At 72.1% G+C, this 18,899-nt stretch carries 20 protein-coding genes and 1 riboswitch; of the genes, 11 read left to right on the top strand and 9 right to left on the bottom strand.

Annotation, left to right across the window (positions count from 1 at the left end):
* The first annotated feature begins 542 nt into the window (after nt 1-542).
* Nucleotides 543-1,781, top strand: a complete 1,239-nt coding sequence (locus tag ACFYY1_RS32100) for an alpha/beta hydrolase family protein (protein ID WP_388591793.1) — start codon at nt 543-545, stop codon at nt 1,779-1,781.
* A 33-nt stretch (nt 1,782-1,814) separates the two neighbouring features.
* Here ACFYY1_RS32100 and ACFYY1_RS32095 read toward each other — a convergent pair whose 3' ends face one another.
* On the bottom strand, nt 1,815-2,780 hold the full coding sequence (locus tag ACFYY1_RS32095) for a pirin family protein (protein ID WP_388591791.1): 966 nt from the start codon (nt 2,778-2,780) through the stop codon (nt 1,815-1,817).
* A gap of 178 nt (nt 2,781-2,958) precedes the next feature.
* Between ACFYY1_RS32095 and ACFYY1_RS32090 the strand changes: the two genes are divergently transcribed.
* Together ACFYY1_RS32090 and ACFYY1_RS32085 are read left to right on the top strand one after the other, a co-directional pair.
* Nucleotides 2,959-3,342: a tetratricopeptide repeat protein gene (locus tag ACFYY1_RS32090; RefSeq protein WP_388591789.1), complete on the top strand. Its 384-nt coding sequence runs from the start codon at nt 2,959-2,961 to the stop codon at nt 3,340-3,342.
* Nucleotides 3,343-3,431: 89 nt separating this feature from the next.
* The gene (locus ACFYY1_RS32085; RefSeq protein ID WP_388591787.1) at nt 3,432-3,938 is read left to right on the top strand and encodes a GNAT family N-acetyltransferase; all 507 of its coding nucleotides are present in this window, start codon (nt 3,432-3,434) and stop codon (nt 3,936-3,938) included.
* 82 nt (nt 3,939-4,020) lie between these two features.
* On the opposite strand, the gene ACFYY1_RS32080 is transcribed toward ACFYY1_RS32085, so the two are convergent.
* Together ACFYY1_RS32080 and ACFYY1_RS32075 are read right to left on the bottom strand one after the other, a co-directional pair.
* Nucleotides 4,021-4,794 carry a CbtA family protein gene (locus ACFYY1_RS32080; RefSeq protein ID WP_388591785.1) on the bottom strand — a complete coding sequence of 258 codons (774 nt, stop codon included), beginning with the start codon at nt 4,792-4,794 and terminating at the stop codon, nt 4,021-4,023.
* A 27-nt stretch (nt 4,795-4,821) separates the two neighbouring features.
* Nucleotides 4,822-5,037, bottom strand: coding sequence for a CbtB-domain containing protein (locus ACFYY1_RS32075; protein ID WP_376417239.1), 216 nt, complete (start codon nt 5,035-5,037; stop codon nt 4,822-4,824).
* A gap of 3 nt (nt 5,038-5,040) precedes the next feature.
* Nucleotides 5,041-5,189, bottom strand: a riboswitch (adenosylcobalamin (AdoCbl) riboswitch).
* 109 nt (nt 5,190-5,298) lie between these two features.
* Here ACFYY1_RS32075 and ACFYY1_RS32070 point away from each other — a divergent pair.
* Nucleotides 5,299-5,934, top strand: a complete 636-nt coding sequence (locus tag ACFYY1_RS32070) for a histidine phosphatase family protein (RefSeq protein WP_388591783.1) — start codon at nt 5,299-5,301, stop codon at nt 5,932-5,934.
* 151 nt (nt 5,935-6,085) lie between these two features.
* Here the strand turns inward: ACFYY1_RS32070 and ACFYY1_RS32065 are convergent, their stop codons facing one another.
* Nucleotides 6,086-7,531, bottom strand: coding sequence for a dihydrolipoyl dehydrogenase family protein (locus ACFYY1_RS32065; RefSeq protein ID WP_388591781.1), 1,446 nt, complete (start codon nt 7,529-7,531; stop codon nt 6,086-6,088).
* A gap of 114 nt (nt 7,532-7,645) precedes the next feature.
* Here ACFYY1_RS32065 and trxA point away from each other — a divergent pair, with 114 nt between their 5' ends.
* Nucleotides 7,646-8,017 (top strand): thioredoxin, encoded by a 372-nt coding sequence (trxA, locus tag ACFYY1_RS32060; protein WP_388591779.1) that lies wholly within the window; start codon nt 7,646-7,648, stop codon nt 8,015-8,017.
* A gap of 122 nt (nt 8,018-8,139) precedes the next feature.
* On the opposite strand, the gene ACFYY1_RS32055 is transcribed toward trxA, so the two are convergent.
* Both ACFYY1_RS32055 and ACFYY1_RS32050 read right to left on the bottom strand, forming a co-directional pair.
* The gene (locus ACFYY1_RS32055) at nt 8,140-8,538 is read right to left on the bottom strand and encodes a hypothetical protein (RefSeq protein ID WP_388591777.1); all 399 of its coding nucleotides are present in this window, start codon (nt 8,536-8,538) and stop codon (nt 8,140-8,142) included.
* Nucleotides 8,539-8,627: 89 nt separating this feature from the next.
* Entirely contained in the window at nt 8,628-9,650 is a 1,023-nt protein-coding gene (locus ACFYY1_RS32050; RefSeq protein WP_388591775.1) for a LacI family DNA-binding transcriptional regulator, read from the bottom strand.
* 49 nt (nt 9,651-9,699) lie between these two features.
* On the opposite strand from ACFYY1_RS32050, the gene ACFYY1_RS32045 reads away from it, so the two are divergent.
* Both ACFYY1_RS32045 and ACFYY1_RS32040 read left to right on the top strand, forming a co-directional pair.
* Complete coding sequence (locus ACFYY1_RS32045) at nt 9,700-9,918, top strand: hypothetical protein (RefSeq protein ID WP_388591773.1); 219 nt, start codon at nt 9,700-9,702, stop codon at nt 9,916-9,918.
* 139 nt (nt 9,919-10,057) lie between these two features.
* On the top strand, nt 10,058-11,599 hold the full coding sequence (locus tag ACFYY1_RS32040; protein ID WP_388591771.1) for a flotillin family protein: 1,542 nt from the start codon (nt 10,058-10,060) through the stop codon (nt 11,597-11,599).
* A gap of 130 nt (nt 11,600-11,729) precedes the next feature.
* Here the strand turns inward: ACFYY1_RS32040 and ACFYY1_RS32035 are convergent, their stop codons facing one another.
* Nucleotides 11,730-12,581, bottom strand: a complete 852-nt coding sequence (locus ACFYY1_RS32035; RefSeq protein WP_388591769.1) for a TIGR02452 family protein — start codon at nt 12,579-12,581, stop codon at nt 11,730-11,732.
* A gap of 148 nt (nt 12,582-12,729) precedes the next feature.
* Between ACFYY1_RS32035 and egtA the strand changes: the two genes are divergently transcribed.
* The 4 genes from egtA to egtD are packed head-to-tail and all read left to right on the top strand — an operon-like array spanning nt 12,730 to nt 17,103.
* Nucleotides 12,730-14,049 carry an ergothioneine biosynthesis glutamate--cysteine ligase EgtA gene (gene egtA / locus ACFYY1_RS32030; protein ID WP_388591767.1) on the top strand — a complete coding sequence of 440 codons (1,320 nt, stop codon included), beginning with the start codon at nt 12,730-12,732 and terminating at the stop codon, nt 14,047-14,049.
* A complete protein-coding gene (gene egtB / locus ACFYY1_RS32025; protein WP_388591765.1) occupies nt 14,046-15,389 on the top strand; it encodes an ergothioneine biosynthesis protein EgtB in 1,344 nt (447 codons plus the stop codon). The genes egtA and egtB overlap by 4 nt, the downstream gene beginning before the upstream one ends.
* The gene (egtC, locus tag ACFYY1_RS32020) at nt 15,389-16,144 is read left to right on the top strand and encodes an ergothioneine biosynthesis protein EgtC (RefSeq protein WP_388591763.1); all 756 of its coding nucleotides are present in this window, start codon (nt 15,389-15,391) and stop codon (nt 16,142-16,144) included. Before egtB ends, egtC begins: the two co-directional genes overlap by 1 nt.
* The gene (egtD, locus tag ACFYY1_RS32015; RefSeq protein WP_388591761.1) at nt 16,141-17,103 is read left to right on the top strand and encodes an L-histidine N(alpha)-methyltransferase; all 963 of its coding nucleotides are present in this window, start codon (nt 16,141-16,143) and stop codon (nt 17,101-17,103) included. The genes egtC and egtD overlap by 4 nt, the downstream gene beginning before the upstream one ends.
* On the opposite strand, the gene ACFYY1_RS32010 is transcribed toward egtD, so the two are convergent.
* Together ACFYY1_RS32010 and ACFYY1_RS32005 are read right to left on the bottom strand one after the other, a co-directional pair.
* Entirely contained in the window at nt 17,046-17,960 is a 915-nt protein-coding gene (locus tag ACFYY1_RS32010) for a lysophospholipid acyltransferase family protein (protein WP_388591759.1), read from the bottom strand. The two genes, egtD and ACFYY1_RS32010, sit on opposite strands and share 58 nt — an antisense overlap.
* Complete coding sequence (locus ACFYY1_RS32005; RefSeq protein WP_388591757.1) at nt 17,957-18,766, bottom strand: GNAT family N-acetyltransferase; 810 nt, start codon at nt 18,764-18,766, stop codon at nt 17,957-17,959. Before ACFYY1_RS32005 ends, ACFYY1_RS32010 begins: the two co-directional genes overlap by 4 nt.
* Nucleotides 18,767-18,899: the final 133 nt, after the last annotated feature.

Below are 18,899 nucleotides of genomic sequence, written 5' to 3'. Positions count from 1 at the left end.
CAACCCGCCCCCAACCCCCCCACCACCCCCCCACACTCCCTCGACCACTCCCACCCCCCCCCCCCCCGGGGCGCGGGGCCCCCCCCCCCCCCCCCGGGGGGGCCCCCCCCCCCCCGGGGGGGCCCCGACCCGGCCCACGTCCGAGCGGCACGCATGGCCCAGAGCCTGCGCGTGGCGCGCCAGGTGTGCCACAGGTGTGCCAGGTGTGCCAGGTGTGTCCAAGGTTTTTCAAAGGCGGAGAGACGCGCACTGCGTCTCTTTTTCTGCTCAGCCTTCAAATCGCCCCCGCGCAGCCCACTCATAAATGTGTTCTCGCTTTCTCGGGCTGAAATGCGCGCGTGTGCCCTCACTCATCTCTTCCACGAAAGTGCAGCTCAGATCGCACATGGCCATAACCTGCCGCGCTCCTGACCCGGCCTCTGACTCTCAGGAGCTACTCCTCGGGTTGGCTCTCCCGCGTGATTCTCTCCTGTCCCGGATTTCCTACGTTGGTTTCCGAGGCCGTCACGCAATCAGGCGGCCACTGAGGAAAGGTGATGAAAATGTCCGTACGCAGTCGCGGAGCCATCAAGGTTCTGCTCGCCGGCGCTGTTGCCGCAGGCGTTACCGCTCTGAGTGCTTGCAGCTCCGAGGCCACGGCATCGGTGTCCTCCTCCTCGCCCTCTCGCAATGCCGCTGCCAAGGACCGGCAGGAGGGCCTCGCGCTTCCTGCCCCGACCGGTGAGTACGCGGTGGGGCGCGACTCGTTGCACCTCGTCGACAAGGGCCGCCGTGACCCATGGGTGCCGAAGGCGGGCGACAGGGAGCTGATGGTGTCGATGTACTACCCCGCGCAGAAGGCACGCGGCAGGACCGCCCCGTACATGAGCACGGCGGGGGCCCAGGCCTTCCTGAAGCAGATGGAGCTGGAGATCCCCGCCAAGGTACTCAGCAGCACCCGGACGCAGACGTACGCCGGCGCGAAGCCCGGGTCGGGGAAGTTTCCGCTGGTCGTCCTCTCGCCCGGCTTCAAAACCCCGGGCGCGACCCTCACCGGCCTGGCCCAGGACCTGACCAGCCGAGGCTACGTCGTCGCGGTCGTGGACCACGCCTATGAGGCTGCTGGTGTCGCCTTCCCGGGCAAGGGCATCCTGCCCTGCGCGGCCTGCGGGAAGGTCGGTCCCACCACCTTCCAGCCCGCCGCGGAGGGCCGTGCCAAGGACCTCTCCTTCGCACTGGACCAACTGCTCGCAAGCGCGTCGCCCTGGAAGCATGCCGACATGATCGACAGGAACAAGGTCGGGATGGCCGGGCACTCCCTGGGTGGCGCCGGCGCCGCCGCCACCATGGCCCAGGACTCACGCGTACGCGCCGGGGCGAACCTGGACGGCCCGTTCATCGACTCCGGCAGCGACTCCGGCCTCCCCGGGCGGCCTTTCCTGATGCTGGGAACCGAGGCCGACCACAGCCCCGGCAGCGAGGACAGGACATGGGACTTCGCTTGGAAGAAGCTCGACGGCTGGAAGCGCTGGGCCACGGTGGCGGGCGCCGACCACTTCGCCTTCACCGACCTGGCCCCGCTCGGCGGCCAATTGGGGGCCGACGACCCGAAGGGCCTGCCCGGCAAGCGGGCCGCGGAAATCACCCGGGACTACGTGGGCGCCTTCTTCGACAAGCAACTGCGCGGCAAGGACGCCCCGCTGTTCGACGGCCAGGACAAGGACAACCCCGAGGTCACCTTCCGACACTCCGCACCTTCGACGTCGCTCCGCGAAGTGCCGCGAGCAGCGCCGACTCCCTGACTCGAAAGCCGGCGCAGGCCGCAAAAGGCCACATCAACGTACCCGGCCACGCGGTTTGAGGGGGCCGGGCGGGAGTTCGGGAGCGGGCAGGCGGTCGCCGTCGTAGCCCTTCACCTCACCGAAGCGGGAGCCCTCCGCCCACGCCTGCCTGGCCTCCTCGATCTCCTCGTGGGACCGGCCGATGAAGTTCCACCACATGACGATCTCCTCCTCGAAGGGCTCACCGCCCAGGAGCATGAGGCCCGCGTCGCCGTCCGCGCGCAACGGAAGTTCGGTGCGGCCGCAGCCGAGATAGAGCATGGAACCGGGGGGCACGGGCACACCGTCGACCTCGGCCCGGCCGGACATCGAGAGCACCGCGTACTCGAAGTCGGGGTCGAGCGGCAGTCGGATCTCGGCTCCGGCGGCCAGGGCGACGTCCGCGCCGATGATCGGGGTGTACGTGGTACCGGGCGAGGTGGTGCCGTCGAGTTCGCCCAGGATCAGGGTGGCGGTGAAACCCGGGGCGGAGACGGTCGGCAGGTCGGTGTGGTGCTGGAAGTGGGGCTCGACCTGGCGGTGGGCGGCCGGCAGCGCGACCCAGAGCTGGGCGCCGTGCAGAAACCTCGCGTGGGCCTTCGGGCTCTCCTCGGAGTGGCTGATGGCCCGGCCGGAGGTCATCAGCCCCAGTTCGCGCGGGCGGATCGTGCGCAGGCTGCCGAGACTGTCCCGGTGCAGGACCTCGCCGTCGTGCAGCCAGCTGACCGTCTGCAGGCCCATGTGGGGGTGGGGCGGCACCTGCATCCCGGGTTCGTCCGCGATGTCGTCGGGGCCGTAGTGATCGACGAACGCCCAGGCACCGACCATCCGGCGACCCAGGTTGGGCAGCAGTCTGCGGACCTCGGTGGACTCGCCCAGCCGGACGTGACGAGGGTTGAGGAGTTCGCGTACGGGCTCGGCGACGACGAAGCCCCGCCCTCCGCAGACGGAGAGTGTGGCCTGGCGATCGAGATTGCTCATGGCGCTCAACCTATTCCCGAGCAGACCCGGGAGCGCCGGTACCCACGCCGATGATTTAGTGGAATATTCAATCAACAGGTGGCGTTCAGGCCATCACAGGGTGGCCGGGCAGCGGCTCGGTCAGCGGTTGGACGAAACGGGGCACCACCCCGGAACGGTCCGTGACCAAGGAGGTCAAGTGAGCGACACCTACTACGAGTTCGGCACGGCTGCCGACCGCTGGAACCGTGCGCAGATGTTCTTCGAGGCGAAGGAGTACATGACCGCGGCCCGGATCCTGGAGGGGCTGGTCGAGGAGGTCCCGGAGCAGGTGTCGCCGCGGCTGCTGCTGGCCCGGACCTACTACCACTCGGCCCGGCTCGGAAAGGCCGAGGCGGAACTGCGGGCGGTGCTGGAGCTCGACCCGGTGGAGCACTACGCACGGCTGATGCTGGGCCGCACCCTTGAGCGGCAGGGGCGGGGCGCGGAGGCCGCCGGTCATCTGCGGATGGCTGCGGCGTTCTCCGGTGAGTTCGACTCCGGCCCGGGGCGGACGAGCACCCAGGGATCCGCCGGCGCGTGAGCCCGCGGCGGCGGGCATCGGCAACCGCGGCGGCATCCCGGCAAATCCGGGATGCCGCCTGCCCGCCCCACGTGATACTTCACTTCCTCATGACCGACATCGAGACGCCTCGCCTCCTGCTCCGCCCGATGAACGGCTCCGACGCCCTGCGGGTGATCTCGGGCACGCCGGGCGAAGGGGAGTGCTGGGCACCCGGCTATCCGTCCCCCGGAGAGATGGCCGCGGCCGAGCGCTTCCTCGACACCTGTGCCACGACAGGCGATCCCAGCCCCTTCGGTTCGTACGAGATACGGCGCCGCACCGACGGGCTGGTGATCGGCGGGCTGGGATTCCACGGTGCGCCGGACGAGAACGGAGAGGTCACGATCGGCTACGGCCTCGTCCCCTCGGCACGGGGTATGGGTTACGCCTCCGAGGCGCTGCGCGCCCTGCTGCTGTTCGCCCGTGAGCAGGGGGTGAGCCGGGTGCACGGTGACAGCGACCTGGACAACACCGCGTCCCAGCGCGTCATGGAAGCCGCCGGCATGCGCCTGGTGCGGCAGGACGAGCGGTTGAAGTACTACCGGATCGACTGGAGCCCGCGGCCCGGGCGGTGAGCCGGCGCGGGGCGGAACGCCGGAACCCCGCCGGGAGGGTCCGGGCGGGGTTCCGGTCGTCGGCCCGCGTGGGCGGTGCCGGTCAGCCGGCCGCGGTGGCCGCCCGTCCGGCGCCGCTGTTCGCGGTGGTGACTGCGCCGGTGCCCGGCGCGAGCAACCGATCCGTCAGATAACCGAAGAAGAGCCCGAACGCCACCCAGAGAGTGGTCTGCACGGCGAGGGTGCTCAGGCGGAACTCCCAGAGCAGTGCGGCCGGGAAGTCCTTGCCGACTTCGTTGTACGAGGGCAGGAACGCGTAGGCGAGCCCGATCACCAGGACGTACGCGGCGGATGCCGTGATCGTCGCGTTCCAGTTGCCCAGGCGGGGAGCCAGCCGTTTGCCGAGGATGACCGCGGCGACGGCCAGCAGCACGCTCAGGGCGACCATCAGGAAGAACAGGGCGGTACGCGGGCCGATGGTGTCGGGGTTGCCGACGGCCGGCGGATTGGCCGGGTACTTGAGGAACGGGACGACGTACACCGTCAGCAGGGCCGCACCCGCGATCAGTGCGGCCGTGGCCCGTGGACCGAATCTGCCGATCCGGCCGAGGGCGTAGCAGAAGACGAGGGCGGCGATGCCGCCGATCGCGACGCCGAAGACCAGGACACCGGTGGCGAGGCCGGCGGTGGACTGCATGGTGCGGCTGACCAGTTCCTCGCCGCCGCCATGGTGATGGCTGTGCGATTCCTCCAGGGCGATGGCCGCGTCCACACGCGACTCACCGAGGAAGTAGGCGACCAGCAGAGCGAGTGCGCCCGCGGCGAGGCCGGCCAGCATGCCGCGGACGAGCAGGGCTCTGACAGATATGGAGTTCATGAGGTTTCCCCAGGATCGGACGGTACGTCAGTGGCAGGGGAAACCGAGGAGGTGGCGGCCGTCGTGGACCCACTCGTGGACACCTTCGCCGGAGATGACCGCGGTGGCGCCCTGTTCGGCGCCGACGAAGTACAGCAGTACGAGCATGAGAACGCCGAAGAAGACCGCCCAAGGGGCAATGGCCTTCAGGGAGATGGGGGTGATCGCCGGTACGGCGGTGGCGGGGGCAGCAGTCTGTGCCATGGCAGAACCTCCTGAGGGAACACGCGTCCCGATCGTGGTGCCTGAGACGTAGGTGCTGGGTCTGACTTCCCGCCCGGAGACGGGTTCACAGTGGCGCGACCGTGCCGGATTCTCACCGGACTTCCGTCGCACCTACGTCATGCTCGTCGTGACGATACTCCTTGGGGGCAACCCCCTGCCATGGTGCCGACGGCGGCCGCAGCGCCCTGATGCCATGGTGGGCACACCCATGGGGCCAGAGTTCAGGGAGTTGACCGGGTCATGCCCGTAAAGGTGATGTTGATCTCACCGGCGCTCAACGCCGCGCTGCGGGAGGCCCGTTTCGACGGTGACGCGCCGCTCGACGCGGCCGGGGCCCGCCGGGCGCGGGGCGTCGCCGCGGCGGTGCCCGCCGCCGACCGGTATCTGTGCGGGCCCTCCGAACGGTGCGCCGGGACCGCCGACGCGTTGGGGCTGCGTGCCGGGCCCGAACCGGCGTTCCGTGGCTGGGACATGGGGCGATGGAGCGGTCGGCGGCTGGCAGCGGTGAGCGCGGCCGAACCGGAGGCGGTGTCGGCCTGGCTGACCGATCCGTCGGCGGTTCCCCACGGCGGCGAGTCCCTGCTGGATCTCTGCCTCCGGGCCGAACACTGGCTGGAGACGGTGGGGGCGACCGGTTCCGCCGAGGGCGCCGGGGGCCACCGCGTGCTCGGCGTCGTCGAACCCGCGGTGGTACGGGCGATGATGGTGGCGGCCCTCGCTCTGCCGGTGGAGGCGTTCTGGCGGCTGGACGTCGCCCCGCTGACGCTGACCGCGCTCAGCGGGCGTTCCGGCCGGTGGAACCTGCGGTGCGGACAGCCGTTGTCGCCCATGCCCGACCCCGCCCCGTCGTCATCCGGCTGCGACACAGTCGGGTAGAAGTGCGGGCGTGCGCGGTGATGGTCGACCCGGCACCCCGTTTTCCGACGAACGCAGTTCCGCGTAGGTCTCGGGCCGGCCGTCGGGCCGGTCGCCCAGGACCGACGTCCGCACTGCTCGCCGCCGTCCTCACCGCCGGCCCGCCCCGCCCTCAAGCGTCCCGGTACGACTCCAGCAGCCGCAGCCAGACCTCGCTGATCGTCGGGTACGCGGGAACCGCGTGCCAGAGCCGGTCGATGGGGACCTCGCCCGCGACCGCGATCGTCGCCGAGTGCAGCAGCTCGCCGATGCCCGGCCCGACGAAGGTGACGCCGAGCAGGATCTCCCGGTCGAGGTCCACGACCATGCGGGCACGGCCCCGGTATCCGTCCGCGTACAGGCCGGAACCGGCCACCGCGGCAAGGTCGTGGTCGACGGCCCGGACCCGGTGGCCGGCCCGCTCGGCCGCGGCGAGGGTGAGGCCGACCGAGGCCGCCTCCGGGTCGGTGAAGACGACCTGGGGGACGGCCGCGTGGTCGGCGGTGGCCGCGTGGGCGCCCCAGTCGGTCTCCCGCAGCGGTGCGCCGGCGGCGCGGGCGGTGATCGCGGCACCCGCGATGCGTGCCTGGTACTTGCCCTGGTGGGTGAGGAGCGCCCGGTGGTTGACGTCGCCGACCGCGTACAGCCAGGTGGTGCCGTCGACGCGGCAGCTGTCGTCGACGGTCAGCCAGGTGCCGGGCTCCAGACCCACCGTTTCGAGTCCGAGGTCCTCGGTGCGTGGTGCCCTGCCGGTGGCGAAGAGGATCTCGTCGGCCTCGACGTGATCGCCACCGTCCAGTTCCACGGTGACCGGGCCGTCCGGTACCGCACGCCGTACGGCGGCGACCGAGACCCCGGTACGGATGTCTGCGCCCGCCTCGGTGAGCGCCTGCCCGACCAGTTCGCCGGCGAAGGGCTCCATCTTCGGCAGGAGCCCCGTGCCGCGGATCAGCATCGTCACCCGAGCCCCGAGGGCCTGCCAGACGGTGGCCATCTCCACGCCGACCACCCCGCCGCCGACGATCACGAGGCGGCCGGGCACCTTCTTGGCGCTCGTCGCCTCCCGGCTGGTCCAGGGGCGGGCCTTGCCGATGCCGGGCAGGTCGGGGACGACGGCGCGGCTGCCGGTGCAGACGGCGACGGCGTGGCGGGCTGTGAGCCGGTGCTCTGTGCCGTCGAGCGCGGTGACGGAGACCGCCTTCTCGCCGGTGAGCCTGCCCCGGCCCCGGTAGATGTCGGCACCGATGCCCTCCAGCCAGGCGACCTGCCCGTCGTCCTTCCAGTGCGATGCGTACGTGTCACGGTGGGCGAGCACGGCCGCGGTGTCCAACGGCCCCTGCACGGCGTCGCTGAGCCCCGGGACGCGGCGGGCGTCGGCGCGGGCGACCACCGGGCGCAGCAGGGCCTTGCTGGGCATGCACGCCCAGTAGGAGCACTCACCGCCGATGAGCTCCGCCTCGACGACCGCGGTGCTCAGTCCGGCGGCACGGGCGCGGTCGGCGACGTTCTCGCCCACCGGACCCGCCCCGATCACCACGACGTCGTACTCGGCGTTCACGTTCGCTGAAGGATCTGTCATGGGGACAGTCTGGTCGGGGGTGTGCACGACGGCCACATGGGCAGGCGGAATACCGCGGATGCAGACTCCGTTGTTGGGACAGGTCCGAGCGGGCACAGGAAGAGGTATCAGACAATGAGCACCGTTGAGCTCACCAAGGAAAACTTCGATCAGGTCGTCAGTGACAACGACTTCGTCCTGATCGACTTCTGGGCTTCCTGGTGTGGCCCGTGCCGGCAGTTCGCGCCGGTCTACGACGCGGCGTCGGAGCGCCACGACGACCTGGTCTTCGCCAAGGTCGACACGGAGGCCCAGCAGGAGCTGGCGGCGGCCTTCGAGATCCGCTCCATTCCCACGCTGATGATCGTCCGGGAGAACGTGGCGGTGTTCGCTCAGCCCGGAGCGCTGCCCGAGGCGGCGTTGGAGGATGTGATCGGGCAGGCGCGGAAGCTGGACATGGATGAGGTCCGCAAGTCGATCGAGGAGCAGCAGAAGGGCCAGAAGTAGGGCCGCACGCTCCTGGCGCTTCGCGCTCGCCCCGCGTTCCGCGCGGGGTGACGGGCCCGGCCGACCCGGTCGGGCCCGTCGGCATGCCCGGCCGGATCCGGGTCCGGGCCGGGCGCGCGGCCTCAGCGGTCGGCGCCGGTCCCGGCGTCCGTCTCCTTGACCCGGGCCGAGAGGCCGTAGGACAACTCGGCGCCGTCGACGAGCAGCGCCTCGACCGCGTGGGTCTCGGGGTCGATGTCGGCGACGATGCCCTCGCCGGAATACCGGGGGTAACCCGACGCACCCGTCTCACCGGTCGCCGACACGACCGCCGAGCGGATGGCCCCGCCGGGCTCGGTGACCTCGGCCTCGGGCGCGGCGCCGGATCCCGTGGCTTTGGATTCCGCGACGCCGGATTCCGGGGCCCCGGACCCGGCGGCCCCGGACCCGGCGGCGTCGGATTCGGACTCCGCTGCGCCGGTGGTGGTCTCCTCGGCGAATCGCGGGACCAGCAGGATCTCGTAACTCTGCGGATGGCTCATGGTCATGACGCTAGGCATGCGGCGGGTGGTGCGCACGTTGCCGCGCGGGGGCGCGGTGCGGTCCGGCCGCCGCGCCCGGCCCCGGCGCCTCAGGCCGACTCGCGCCCGACCGCCCTGACCCGCAGCAGGTCGTGGTGCTCGGGGGCGCCGCCGGGGTTCCGTACCAGCCGGTCGACGAGGTCCGCCAGTGGCTGGGCCGTCGCCAGCTCCATCCGTACGGTGCTGAGCCGGGGCCGCAGCAGCCTGCCCAGCATCAGGTCGTCGGCACCGACCACGGCGGCCTCGCGGGGCACGTCGATGCCCGCGTCCTGGAGGGCCCGCATCAGGAGCATCGCGTATTCGTCGTTGTAGGCGAACACGGCGTCGAGGCCCAGGGTGCGCCAGCGGGCGGCGAGCCGGGCGGCGGACTCCTCGTCGTACCGCAGCGGCAGTGGTTCGGCCCGCGCCCCGTGGAGCTGTGCGGCCTGCCTGGCCCCGGTGAGCCGGGGCTCGGCGAACAGGGCGAGGCCGCTCTCCTCGGGCATGACCACGCCGATGCGGCGCCGGCCGCGTTCCACCAGATGGCCGACCGCGCAGCTGCCCACCTCCCGTTGGTCCATCACCAGTGCGTGGGCACCGGGGACCGGCCGGGGGCCGAGAGTGATCACGGCCTTGGCCCCGGACCGCCTGAGCACGGATATCCCCTGCGCGCCGAGGGGGATCGTGCCGGGGGCGATCACGGCGACGGGGCGGAGTTCGGCCCAGGCCCGGGGTGCGTCGTCGGGGTCCAGGCCGGTGCTGCCGTACTGGACGACGGTGTAGTCGAGGCGGCGCAGCCCCGATTCCAGGTCGTGGAAGAACCGTTGGTGGAGCGGACCGGTCGGGAAGGCCACGGTGGGCAGGAGCACCATGCGGGTGTGTCCGGCGCGCAGGCTCCGCGCCGCCGCGTGCGGTACGTAACCCAGTTCGGTGGCCGCCTCCCTGACCCTGCGGCGGGTGGATTCGCTGATCCGTACGGTGGAGCTGTTGTTCAGCACGTACGAGACGGTGGCCCGGGAGACTCCGGCGAGCCGCGCGACGTCGGCGCTGGTGGGGACGGGGCGTTGGGTGGGCTGGTTCGGTAACTGGCTCATGGCGTCCGGCAGTCTTCCAGACCCGCTGTGCGTGGGTACGCTCCGGGGCATGGATGATTCCTCGATGGTGGGGCTGCTCGGCCGGGTCACCGGGACGGTGGGTCCGGGACTGGTCGGCGAGGTGATGGTACAGATCCGGGGCGGCGCGGAGCACTTTCTCGCGCATCCGGCCCCCGGGCAGGCGCGCATCGAGGTGGGCACGGTGGTGACGGTGATCGAGCACCTGCCGCCGCGCACGGTCCATGTGGCGCCCGTGTACGGGAGTTGAGGCTCGCGCGAGCGGTTCTTGACGGGTTTCTTCGTCAAGGATTCGGCAAGGATCCGCACGCGTCTTCTGCACCGCCGTGAGCAGGAGAAGACTCCCCCGTGTTCAGCGGTGCCGACGGGGTGCCGCGATAAGGGGGCGCATGCCGATGGTCATCGGCGTCACGGCGGGTCTCGTACTCGCCGCCATCATGGTGTTGTTCGGCCTGTTCAAGCTGATGTGGCGAGTGGCCGAGCCGAACGAGGCACTGGTCATCTCGGGTTCCAAGCACCGGACCGAGGGCCTGGGGCAGGGCATGGGATTCCGGATCGTCACCGGTCACGGCACCCTCGTCCTGCCCGGGGTCCAGGCCGTGCGGAAGATGTCCCTGGATCTCAACGAGACCGAACTCTCCGTCGACTGCGTCACGCACCAGGGGATTCCGCTGCGGGTGCGGGGCGTCGTCATCTTCAAGGTGGGCGACGACTTCGTGTCGATCGCCAACGCGGCCCGGCGCTTCCTCGATCAGCAGAAGCTGATGTCGGAGCGGGTCCACAACGTCTTCGCCGGTCATCTGCGGTCCATCGTGGGCGGGTTGACGGTCGAGGACATGATCCGGGACCGGGAGAAGCTCACCGGGCAGACCCGGGCCGCCTGCGGGACCGAGATGGAGAAGCTCGGGCTCATCGTCGATTCGCTCCAGATCCATGAGATCGAGGACCCGACGGGTTACATCAAGAACCTGGCGATGCCGCACGCGGCGGCCGTTCAGCGGGACGCCCGCATCGCGCAGGCCGAGGCGAACCGGCTGGCCACCGAGGCGGAGCAGCAGGCCGCCGCCCGGATGTCGGAGGCGACCCGGGACAGCGAGATCCTGCAGGCCGGCTACCAGGCCGAGCGCGACAAGGCGGCGGCCAGCTCCCGCCAGGCGGGCCCGCTCGCCGACGCGGCGGCCCGGCAGGAGGTGGTGGTCCAGGAGACCAGGGTCGCCGAACTGGAGGCCCAGCGGCGTGAGCAGCAGCTCCAGGCCGATGTCCGAAAGCCCGCGGACGCCGCGGCGTACGAGAAGCGCACCCTGGCCGAGGGCGAGCGCGACGCCCGGATCTCGGCCGCCGAGGCGAAGGCGCGGGAGACGGAGCTCGCCGCGGTCGCGGAGGCCAATCGTGTCAAGACGGCGGCGCTCGCGGAGGCCGAGGCCACGAAGGCGCGCGGCGCGGCGTCCGCGACGGCGACCAGGGCCACGGGTGAGGCGGAGGCCGCCGCGGCTCAGGCCAAGGGGCTGGCGCTGGCGGAGGCGGCCCGTGCCAAGGGCCTCGCCGAGGCCGAGGCGATCAAGGCGCGGGCCGCGGCCCTGGCGGAGAACCAGGAGGCGGTCGTCGCCCAGCAGCTGGCCGAGAAGTGGCCCGAGATCGTCCAGGCGGGCGCGGGTGCCTTCGGCAGTGTCGACCACATGGTGCTGCTGAACGGGGCCGACGGCATGTCGGACATGTTCGCGAAGGCGCTGACGATGGGCGGCACGGGGCTGGGGCTGGCCCGGCAGTTGCTGGCCACGATGGGCCAGCACGACCCGGCACGGCCGGACCCGCAGGTGAACGGGGTGGCTCCGGCCACGCCGACCGCTCCGGCCGCGCCGGCCGTTCCACCCGCGCCGCGCAAGCAGCGGATCTCGGTGACGGATGACCAGGAGGCCGGTTCGCCTTCCTGACGGATGACCAGAAGGGTGGTTCGCCTTCCTGATCGGTCCGGGCGGCGGTTGCCGGTGCGTGCCCGATCCGGGCGCGCACCGGCCCCGCGCACCGGGGCACGCGAGCCCGGCATGGTCCGGACGAGAGGCCCTACGGCTGGGAGTGGGCCCCCGGAAGGTTCTGGTCGAACGTCCGGCTGAAGGCGGACCGGGTGGCTGATCCGGGGCTGCGGTCGAGGATGCCGAAGACGACCTGCTCGAAGTGGCCGGCGAATCTGCCGCCGTCCAGGAGCAGCGCCCGGAACGCCCCCGCCACCTGCGCCGGATCGTTGCGGAACACCCCGCAGCCCCAGGCGCCCAGCACCAGCCTGCGGTACCCGCGCACCGCCGCGACCTCCAGCACCCGCTCCGCCCGGGACGCGAGCGCGGCGGGGATGCGGTGGGCCTCCTCGGGGGTGCGGCTGCGGATCACCCCGGCGTTGGGCGCCGGGGAGGTGAGGAAGCCCGCGGTGTACGGGGTGTCGAGCAGCCGCCCGCGGTCGTCGCGGAAAACCGGCACGCCCGGCGAGTGAATCACCCGGTCGGTGTAGAAGGCGCTGCTTTCGGCGCGGTGGTGGGCGTAGTACTCCGGGGCGCGCAGCAGGGTGGCGTACAGGGCGGAGCCCCGGCACAGCGCCTCTTCCTGGGCCTGCGCGCCGTTGAGGTATCCGCCGCCGGGATTGCGGGCGGAGGCGTAGTTCAGGACGGCGACCTTGCCGGGGCCCTCGGTGGTCATCCGGTGCGCCGCCCGGAGGCTGCTCTCGTCGGTGACCTCGACGGCCGTGGTGCGGTCGTGGTCGAGTGCCGCGACCGGGACCGGCTCGGGGCCGTACAGCCTGGTTCCCGAGAGTGCGGTGGTCAGGGCGCGTTCGATGCTCACCTCGCGCCCGTCCGGTGTGCGGTAGCGGCCGGCCTCGACGATGGCCTCGGTCTCACGCGCGATGCCGCGCAGTCGTGCGCTCATCGGTACTCCCCCGTGTGGTGCATACGGGGCATGCTCGACGCTCCGGCGGCATGGGCGCAACCGGATTTCCGATCCGAAGGGGCACTCTTGTGCGATCCATCCACAGGGGTTTGGGTGGTGGGGAGGCACCGACAGAAGGAGGCCCGGCATGTCGTCCGACACCCCCGGGGACCACGGTCCGCCCGGCCATTCCCCGCCCCTCGGCGAGGGTGAGGCGGAGGATTTACTGCGCTGCATCTGCTTCAAGACGGGACCGCCCCGCAGGGTCGGCGTGGAACTCGAATGGCTCATCCACGACCGGGATCGACCTCGCGTCCCGGTCCCGCACCACCGCCTCGAAGCGGCCGCCGACATCCTCCGGGCACTGCCCCTGAGCGCGGCCCTCACCTTCGAGCCCGGCGGCCAGCTGGAACTCAGCTCGCGCCCCGCCGATTCCCTGATGGCGTGTATCGATGCCACCGCCGCCGATCTCACCGCCGTACGTGACGCCCTGGACCGGGTGGACCTCGTGCCGGTGGGGCTCGGCGTCGACCCGTGGCACCCGCCGCGCCGTCTGCTGCACGAGCCCCGCTACGACGCCATGGAGGTCGCCTTCGACCGGTCGGGACCGGCCGGTCGCGCCATGATGTGCACCACCGCGTCCGTCCAGGTGTGTCTGGACGCCGGGGAGCAGGAGCCCGGTCCGCTCGGCTACGGGCGGCGCTGGCAGCTTTCGCATCTGCTGGGCGCCGTCCTGGTGGCGGCGTTCGCGAACTCGTCCTTCCGGCTCGGGCGCCCGACTGCCTGGCGGTCCGCCCGGCAGTCGCTCTGGGCCGACCTCGATCCCTGGCGGTCCCTGGCGCCGCCGGGCCTGCTGCCGCCGCGCGACGCCTGGGCGGCGCATGTGCTGGACACCCCGGTGATGTGCATCCGGAGCGACGGGGGCCCCTGGCACGTGCCGGAGGGGCTGTCGTTCCGCGAATGGATCCGGACCGGCGCGCCGAGACCACCGGTGCGCGCCGATCTCGACTACCACATCAGCACGCTGTTCCCGCCCGTGCGCCCGCGCGGTCACCTGGAGCTGCGCATGATCGACGCACAGCACGGTGCGGACGGGTGGCTGGTGCCGCTCGCCGTCACCACTGCCCTGTTCGACGACCCGGAGGCCGCCGAGACCGTGTACCGCACCGTGAAACCACTGGCCGAGACGGCCGGGGCCGAGCCGGCGCCGCGCAATCCGCTCTGGGTCGGCGCGGCCCGCGACGGCCTGGCCGATCCCGAGCTGCGGGCCGCGGCGGTCACCTGCTTCGGGGCCGCGCTGGAGGCGCTGCCCCGGATGGGGGCCACGAAGGCCGTGCAGGACGCCGTGGCCGGCTTCAACGACCGTTTCGTCGCCCGGGGCCGATGTCCGGCCGACGATCTTCCCGAACTGCTCGCGCCGGGCTCGCCCCGCGGTCCGGGCCGCCCCTGGGAGGGGTGCCGCTCATGAACGATTCCGCCACGCCCACCGGATCCGCACCCCGGTGGGCGGACCCCGAGGCGCTCCGGCAGCGCGCTCTTGCCGCGCTGCTCACCGCCAGAGAACGCACCGCACTGCTCACCGACAGTGTGGACGACCATGAACTGACCGCCCAGCACTCGCCGTTGATGTCCCCGCTGGTCTGGGACCTCGCGCACATCGGCAATCAGGAGGAGCTGTGGCTGCTGCGCGCGGTGGCCGGGCGGGAGGCGATGCGCCCGGAGATCGACGGGCTGTACGACGCCTTCGAGCATCCCCGGGCGACCCGCCCCTCGCTGCCGTTGCTGGCCCCGGCCGAGGCGCGCTCGTACGCCGCGGAGGTACGCGGCCGGGCCCTGGACGTCCTCGACGGCACCGCACTGGACGGCGCGCGGCCACTGGTACGGTCCGGGTTCGCCTTCGGGATGATCGCCCAACATGAACAGCAGCACGACGAAACGATGCTGATCACCCATCAGCTCCGGTCGGGTCCGGCCGTGCTGACCGCGCCCGTGCCGCCCGCCCCCACCGACGCGGCGGGCCTTGCGGCCGAAGTCCTGGTTCCCGGAGGCCCGTTCACCATGGGGACCTCCACCGAGCCCTGGGCCCTGGACAACGAGCGTCCGGCGCACGTGCGTGACGTACCGGGCTTCTTCATCGACACGACCCCGGTCACCTGCGGTGCGTACCAGGCATTCATCGAGGACGGCGGCTACACGGAGCGGCGCTGGTGGGCACCCGAGGGGTGGGCGATGCTCCGTGAGCACGAGCTGACCGCCCCCCTCTTCTGGCACCGGGACGCCGGTCAGTGGCTGCGCCGTCGCTTCGGGGTCACCGAGGCGGTTCCCGCCGATGAACCGGTGCTTCATGTCAGCTGGTACGAGGCCGACGCCTACGCCCGCTGGGCCGGGCGCCGGCTGCCCACGGAGGCCGAGTGGGAGAAGGCGGCGCGCCACGACCCGGCGTCCGGACGTTCGCGGCGCTATCCCTGGGGCGACGAGGACCCGTCCCCGGAGTTGGCGAACCTGGGTCAGCGCCATCTTCGGCCCGCACCGGCCGGGGCCTATCCGAGTGGCCAATCTCCATGCGGAGCAAGGCAGTTGATCGGCGATGTGTGGGAGTGGACGTCGAGCGACTTCCTCCCCTACCCCGGTTTCTCGCCGTTCCCCTACCGCGAGTACTCCGAGGTGTTCTTCGGGCCGGCCCACAAGGTGCTGCGCGGCGGTTCGTTCGCCGTGGACCCGGTGGTGTGCCGGGGGACGTTCCGCAACTGGGACCTGCCGGTGCGCCGGCAGATCTTCTCCGGTTTCCGTACCGCGAGGGATGTCTGATGTGCCGTCATATCGCCTACCTGGGACCGCTCGTACCCCTCGGTGAACTGCTGACGCGACCGCCGCACTCGCTCGTGCGCCAGTCCTGGGAACCGAGACACCAGCGGTACGGGACCGTCAACGCGGACGGCTTCGGCGTGGGCTGGTACGCGGACGGCGATCCGGTGCCCGGACGCTACCGGCGCCGGGGCCCGGTCTGGGGCGACGAGACCTTCGCCGACCTGGTCAGGGTGGTGCGCAGCACGGCGCTGCTCGCCGCCGTCCGTGATGCCACCGAGGCGGGTGCCGACGGCGAGGCGGCGGCCGCGCCGTTCGCCGCCGGGACACTGCTGTTCAGCCACAACGGTGCGGTGAAGGGCTGGCCGCACTCCGTGGCCCCGCTCGCCGCGACGCTGCCACCGGCCGAACTGCTCGCCCTCACCGCGCGCTGCGACTCGGCCCTCGTCTGGGCCCTCGTCCGGCACCGTTTGGCCGACGGCGACGCACTGCCGCAGGCCGTCTCCGACACCGTGCTCGACGTGGCCGCCGCGGCGCCGGAGTCCCGGCTGAACCTGCTGCTCACCGACGGCGCGACGATCGTGGCGACGGCCTGGGGCGACACCCTGTCGTATCTCACCGGGCCGGGCCTGCGCACGGTCGTGGCCTCGGAGCCGTACGACGACGATCCGCGCTGGCGCACGGTCCCCGACCGCACGTTGCTGACGGCCACCCGCGCCGAAGTTCTGCTGACCCCGCTCAAGGAGCCCACCGCGTGAGTCCCTTTCTGCTGACCCGCACCCTGCCGGCGGACGCGACGGACGCGGCGCTCCGCGCCGACGTGCTGCACGGTCTGACCCGGCGCCCGAAGACGCTGCCGCCGAAGTGGTTCTACGACGCGCACGGCAGTGAACTGTTCGAGGAGATCACCCGGCTGCCCGAGTACTATCCGACCCGCGCCGAGCGGGAAATCCTGATCGACCGCGCCGACGAGATCGCACGGGCCTCCGGGGCACGGACCCTGATCGAGCTGGGGTCCGGCTCGTCCGAGAAGACCCGGCATCTGCTGGACGCGCTGCCCGCGCTGCACAGCTATGTGCCGGTCGATGTGAGCGAGAGCGCGCTGCGCGGGGCCGCCGAGGCCCTCCTCGCGCAGCGGCCCGAACTGTCCGTGCACGCCCTGATCGCCGACTTCACCGGCGGTCTGGCGCTGCCTGGCACCCCGGGGCCCAGGCTGATCGCGTTCCTGGGCGGCACGGTCGGCAATCTGCTGCCCGCCGAGCGCGCCGTGTTCCTGAAGTCCGTACGGTCGCTGCTCTCCCCCGGCGACGCGCTGCTGCTCGGCACGGACCTGGTGAAGGAGGAGAAGGTGCTGGTCGCCGCGTACGACGATGCGGCGGGGGTGACCGCGGAATTCAACAGGAACGTGCTGCGGGTCGTGAACAGGGAGCTGGGGGCGGACTTCGACCCCGCCGGTTTCGACCATGTGGCGCTCTGGGACCCGGGACAGGAGTGGATCGAGATGCGGCTGCGGGCCCGTCGGGCACACACCGTGAAGATCCCGGAGCTGGATCTGGTGGTGCCCTTCGAGGCCGACGAGGAGTTGCGTACGGAGGTGTCGGCCAAGTTCCGCCAGGAGGGTGTCCGGGCGGAACTGGAAGCGGCCGGGCTGCGGCTGGCTCAGTGGTGGACGGATTCCGGCGGCCGGTTCGCGCTCTCGTTGGCGACGGCGGTCTGAGCGCGGCGGGCCAGGTCACGGCGGTCCGCCCGGCCGGCCGTCGGGATCTGCGGCAGTACGCGGATCTCGGCGGTCAGGCCGGCTGCCGTCACCACCCGCCACAGGGAGGCGACGAGCGGATCGTCGCCGACGAACGCGGCCGCACCGGCCGGTTCGTCGTGCTCCGGCGGTTCGTTGTGCTCCGCTGGTGCGTTGTGACCCGCCCGGCCGGTTCCGGTGCGCCGGGGCGGTGTGGTGCGGTAGGTGATGCGTACCGGCCGCACCGCCGCGTCCGCGTCGATCGCGGCCTGGAAGGCGGCGGGTGCGAACCGGCCACCGGGGCCGCGCCCGCACCAGGTGGTGCCCTCCGGGAAGACGACCACACGTGAACCGCCGCGCAGCGCCGCCCCGATGGTGCGCACGGTCGTGGGCAGTGCGCGCAGTCGGTCCCGCTCGACGAAGAGCGTGCCGCCGCGTGCGGCGAGCGGGCCGAGCAGCGGCCAGCCGCGGATCTCGCTCTTGGCGAGCATCCGGCCGGGGAAGACGGCGGCGACGAGCGGGATGTCCAGCCATGAGATGTGGTTCGCGACGACGAGCGTGCCCGTCGTGCCGGGTGGACCGGCGGGTTCCGCCGGTCCACCGACGATCCTGACCCGCACCCCGAAGGCACGCACGACGCCGTGGGCCCAGCGCCGGATCAGCCGTTCCCGCCGTGCCGCGCCGAGCAGCGCCACGAACGGGGCGCCCAGCGCCCCGGCCATGATGCACAGGCATCCGGCGAGCAGCAGGGCCGCGGCGGCCGGGCGGCCCCGCACGCGGCCATCGTGACCGGTGCAGACGCCCGGGGTGCAGGGGGCGGTGGGCAGCCAGGGGTTCATCGCAGCGGGGCGAGAGCGAGGAAGTGGCGCAGGTAGCGGGGGTCGGTGCGGCGCAGCGACAGCAGTACGTACAGGTCGGCGACGTCGAAGTCGGGATCGTGGGCGGGTGCCCCGCACACCCGGGCGCCGAGGCGCAGATAGCCCCGGAGCAGCGGCGGCAGCGTGGCGAGCCCGATGGGCGGGTCCGTCCGGGCGGCCCCGGTGGGCTGCCAGAGGCGGTGCGGGGTGACCCAGTGCTCCTCGGGTGCCAGGTACTTCGTCCGTACGGTCTCCCACGCGCCGGCCGCCGCGGTGCCTCCGTCGGCGAGGGGGATGGAGCAGCAGCCGGCCAGCCAGTTGTGGCCGGTGCGTTCCATGTAGCGGGCGAGTCCGGCCCAGATCAGTGCTATGACGGCGCCGTCGCGGTGGTCCGGGTGGACGCAGGAGCGTCCGACCTCGACCAGGTCGTCGCGGATCGGGCCGAGCCGGCCGAGGTCGAACTCGCTCTCCGCGTAGAGGCGTCCGGCGATCCGGGCCCGGTCGGGCGGCAGCACGCGGTAGGTGGCGACGACGTCGCCGGTGGTCTCCTCCCGGACCAGCAGATGGTCGCAGTACGCGTCGAACGCGTCGCTGTCCAGGCCGGGTTCGGGGCCGTCGAGCCTGGCGCCCAGCTCACCGGCGAAGACCAGGTGGCGCAGCCGTTGGGCGGCGCGGACCTCGTCCTGGTCGGCGGCGAGGGACACCCGGTAGCGCGGCGGGGCGGGGGCGACGGGCTGCGTGGGAACGACGGGCGCGGTGGGGAGGGAGGTGACGGGCAGCGCGTTCATGACGGTCTCCGGGGACGGATCGGCAAGGGCGGCCACCGGGCCGCCGCACTGGGTGCGAAGGCCCGGCCCCTTACTTCTTCCGTGACCGGCTGGATTCGACATGACCGCTCGGGAGAGCCGACATGTGCGAAGG

The organism is Streptomyces sp. NPDC001890 (genome assembly GCF_042891445.1).
Lineage (GTDB): Bacteria > Actinomycetota > Actinomycetes > Streptomycetales > Streptomycetaceae > Streptomyces.
The sequence above is the reverse complement of the archived record's forward strand: the minus strand, read 5'-3'. Positions and strand labels throughout refer to the sequence as shown.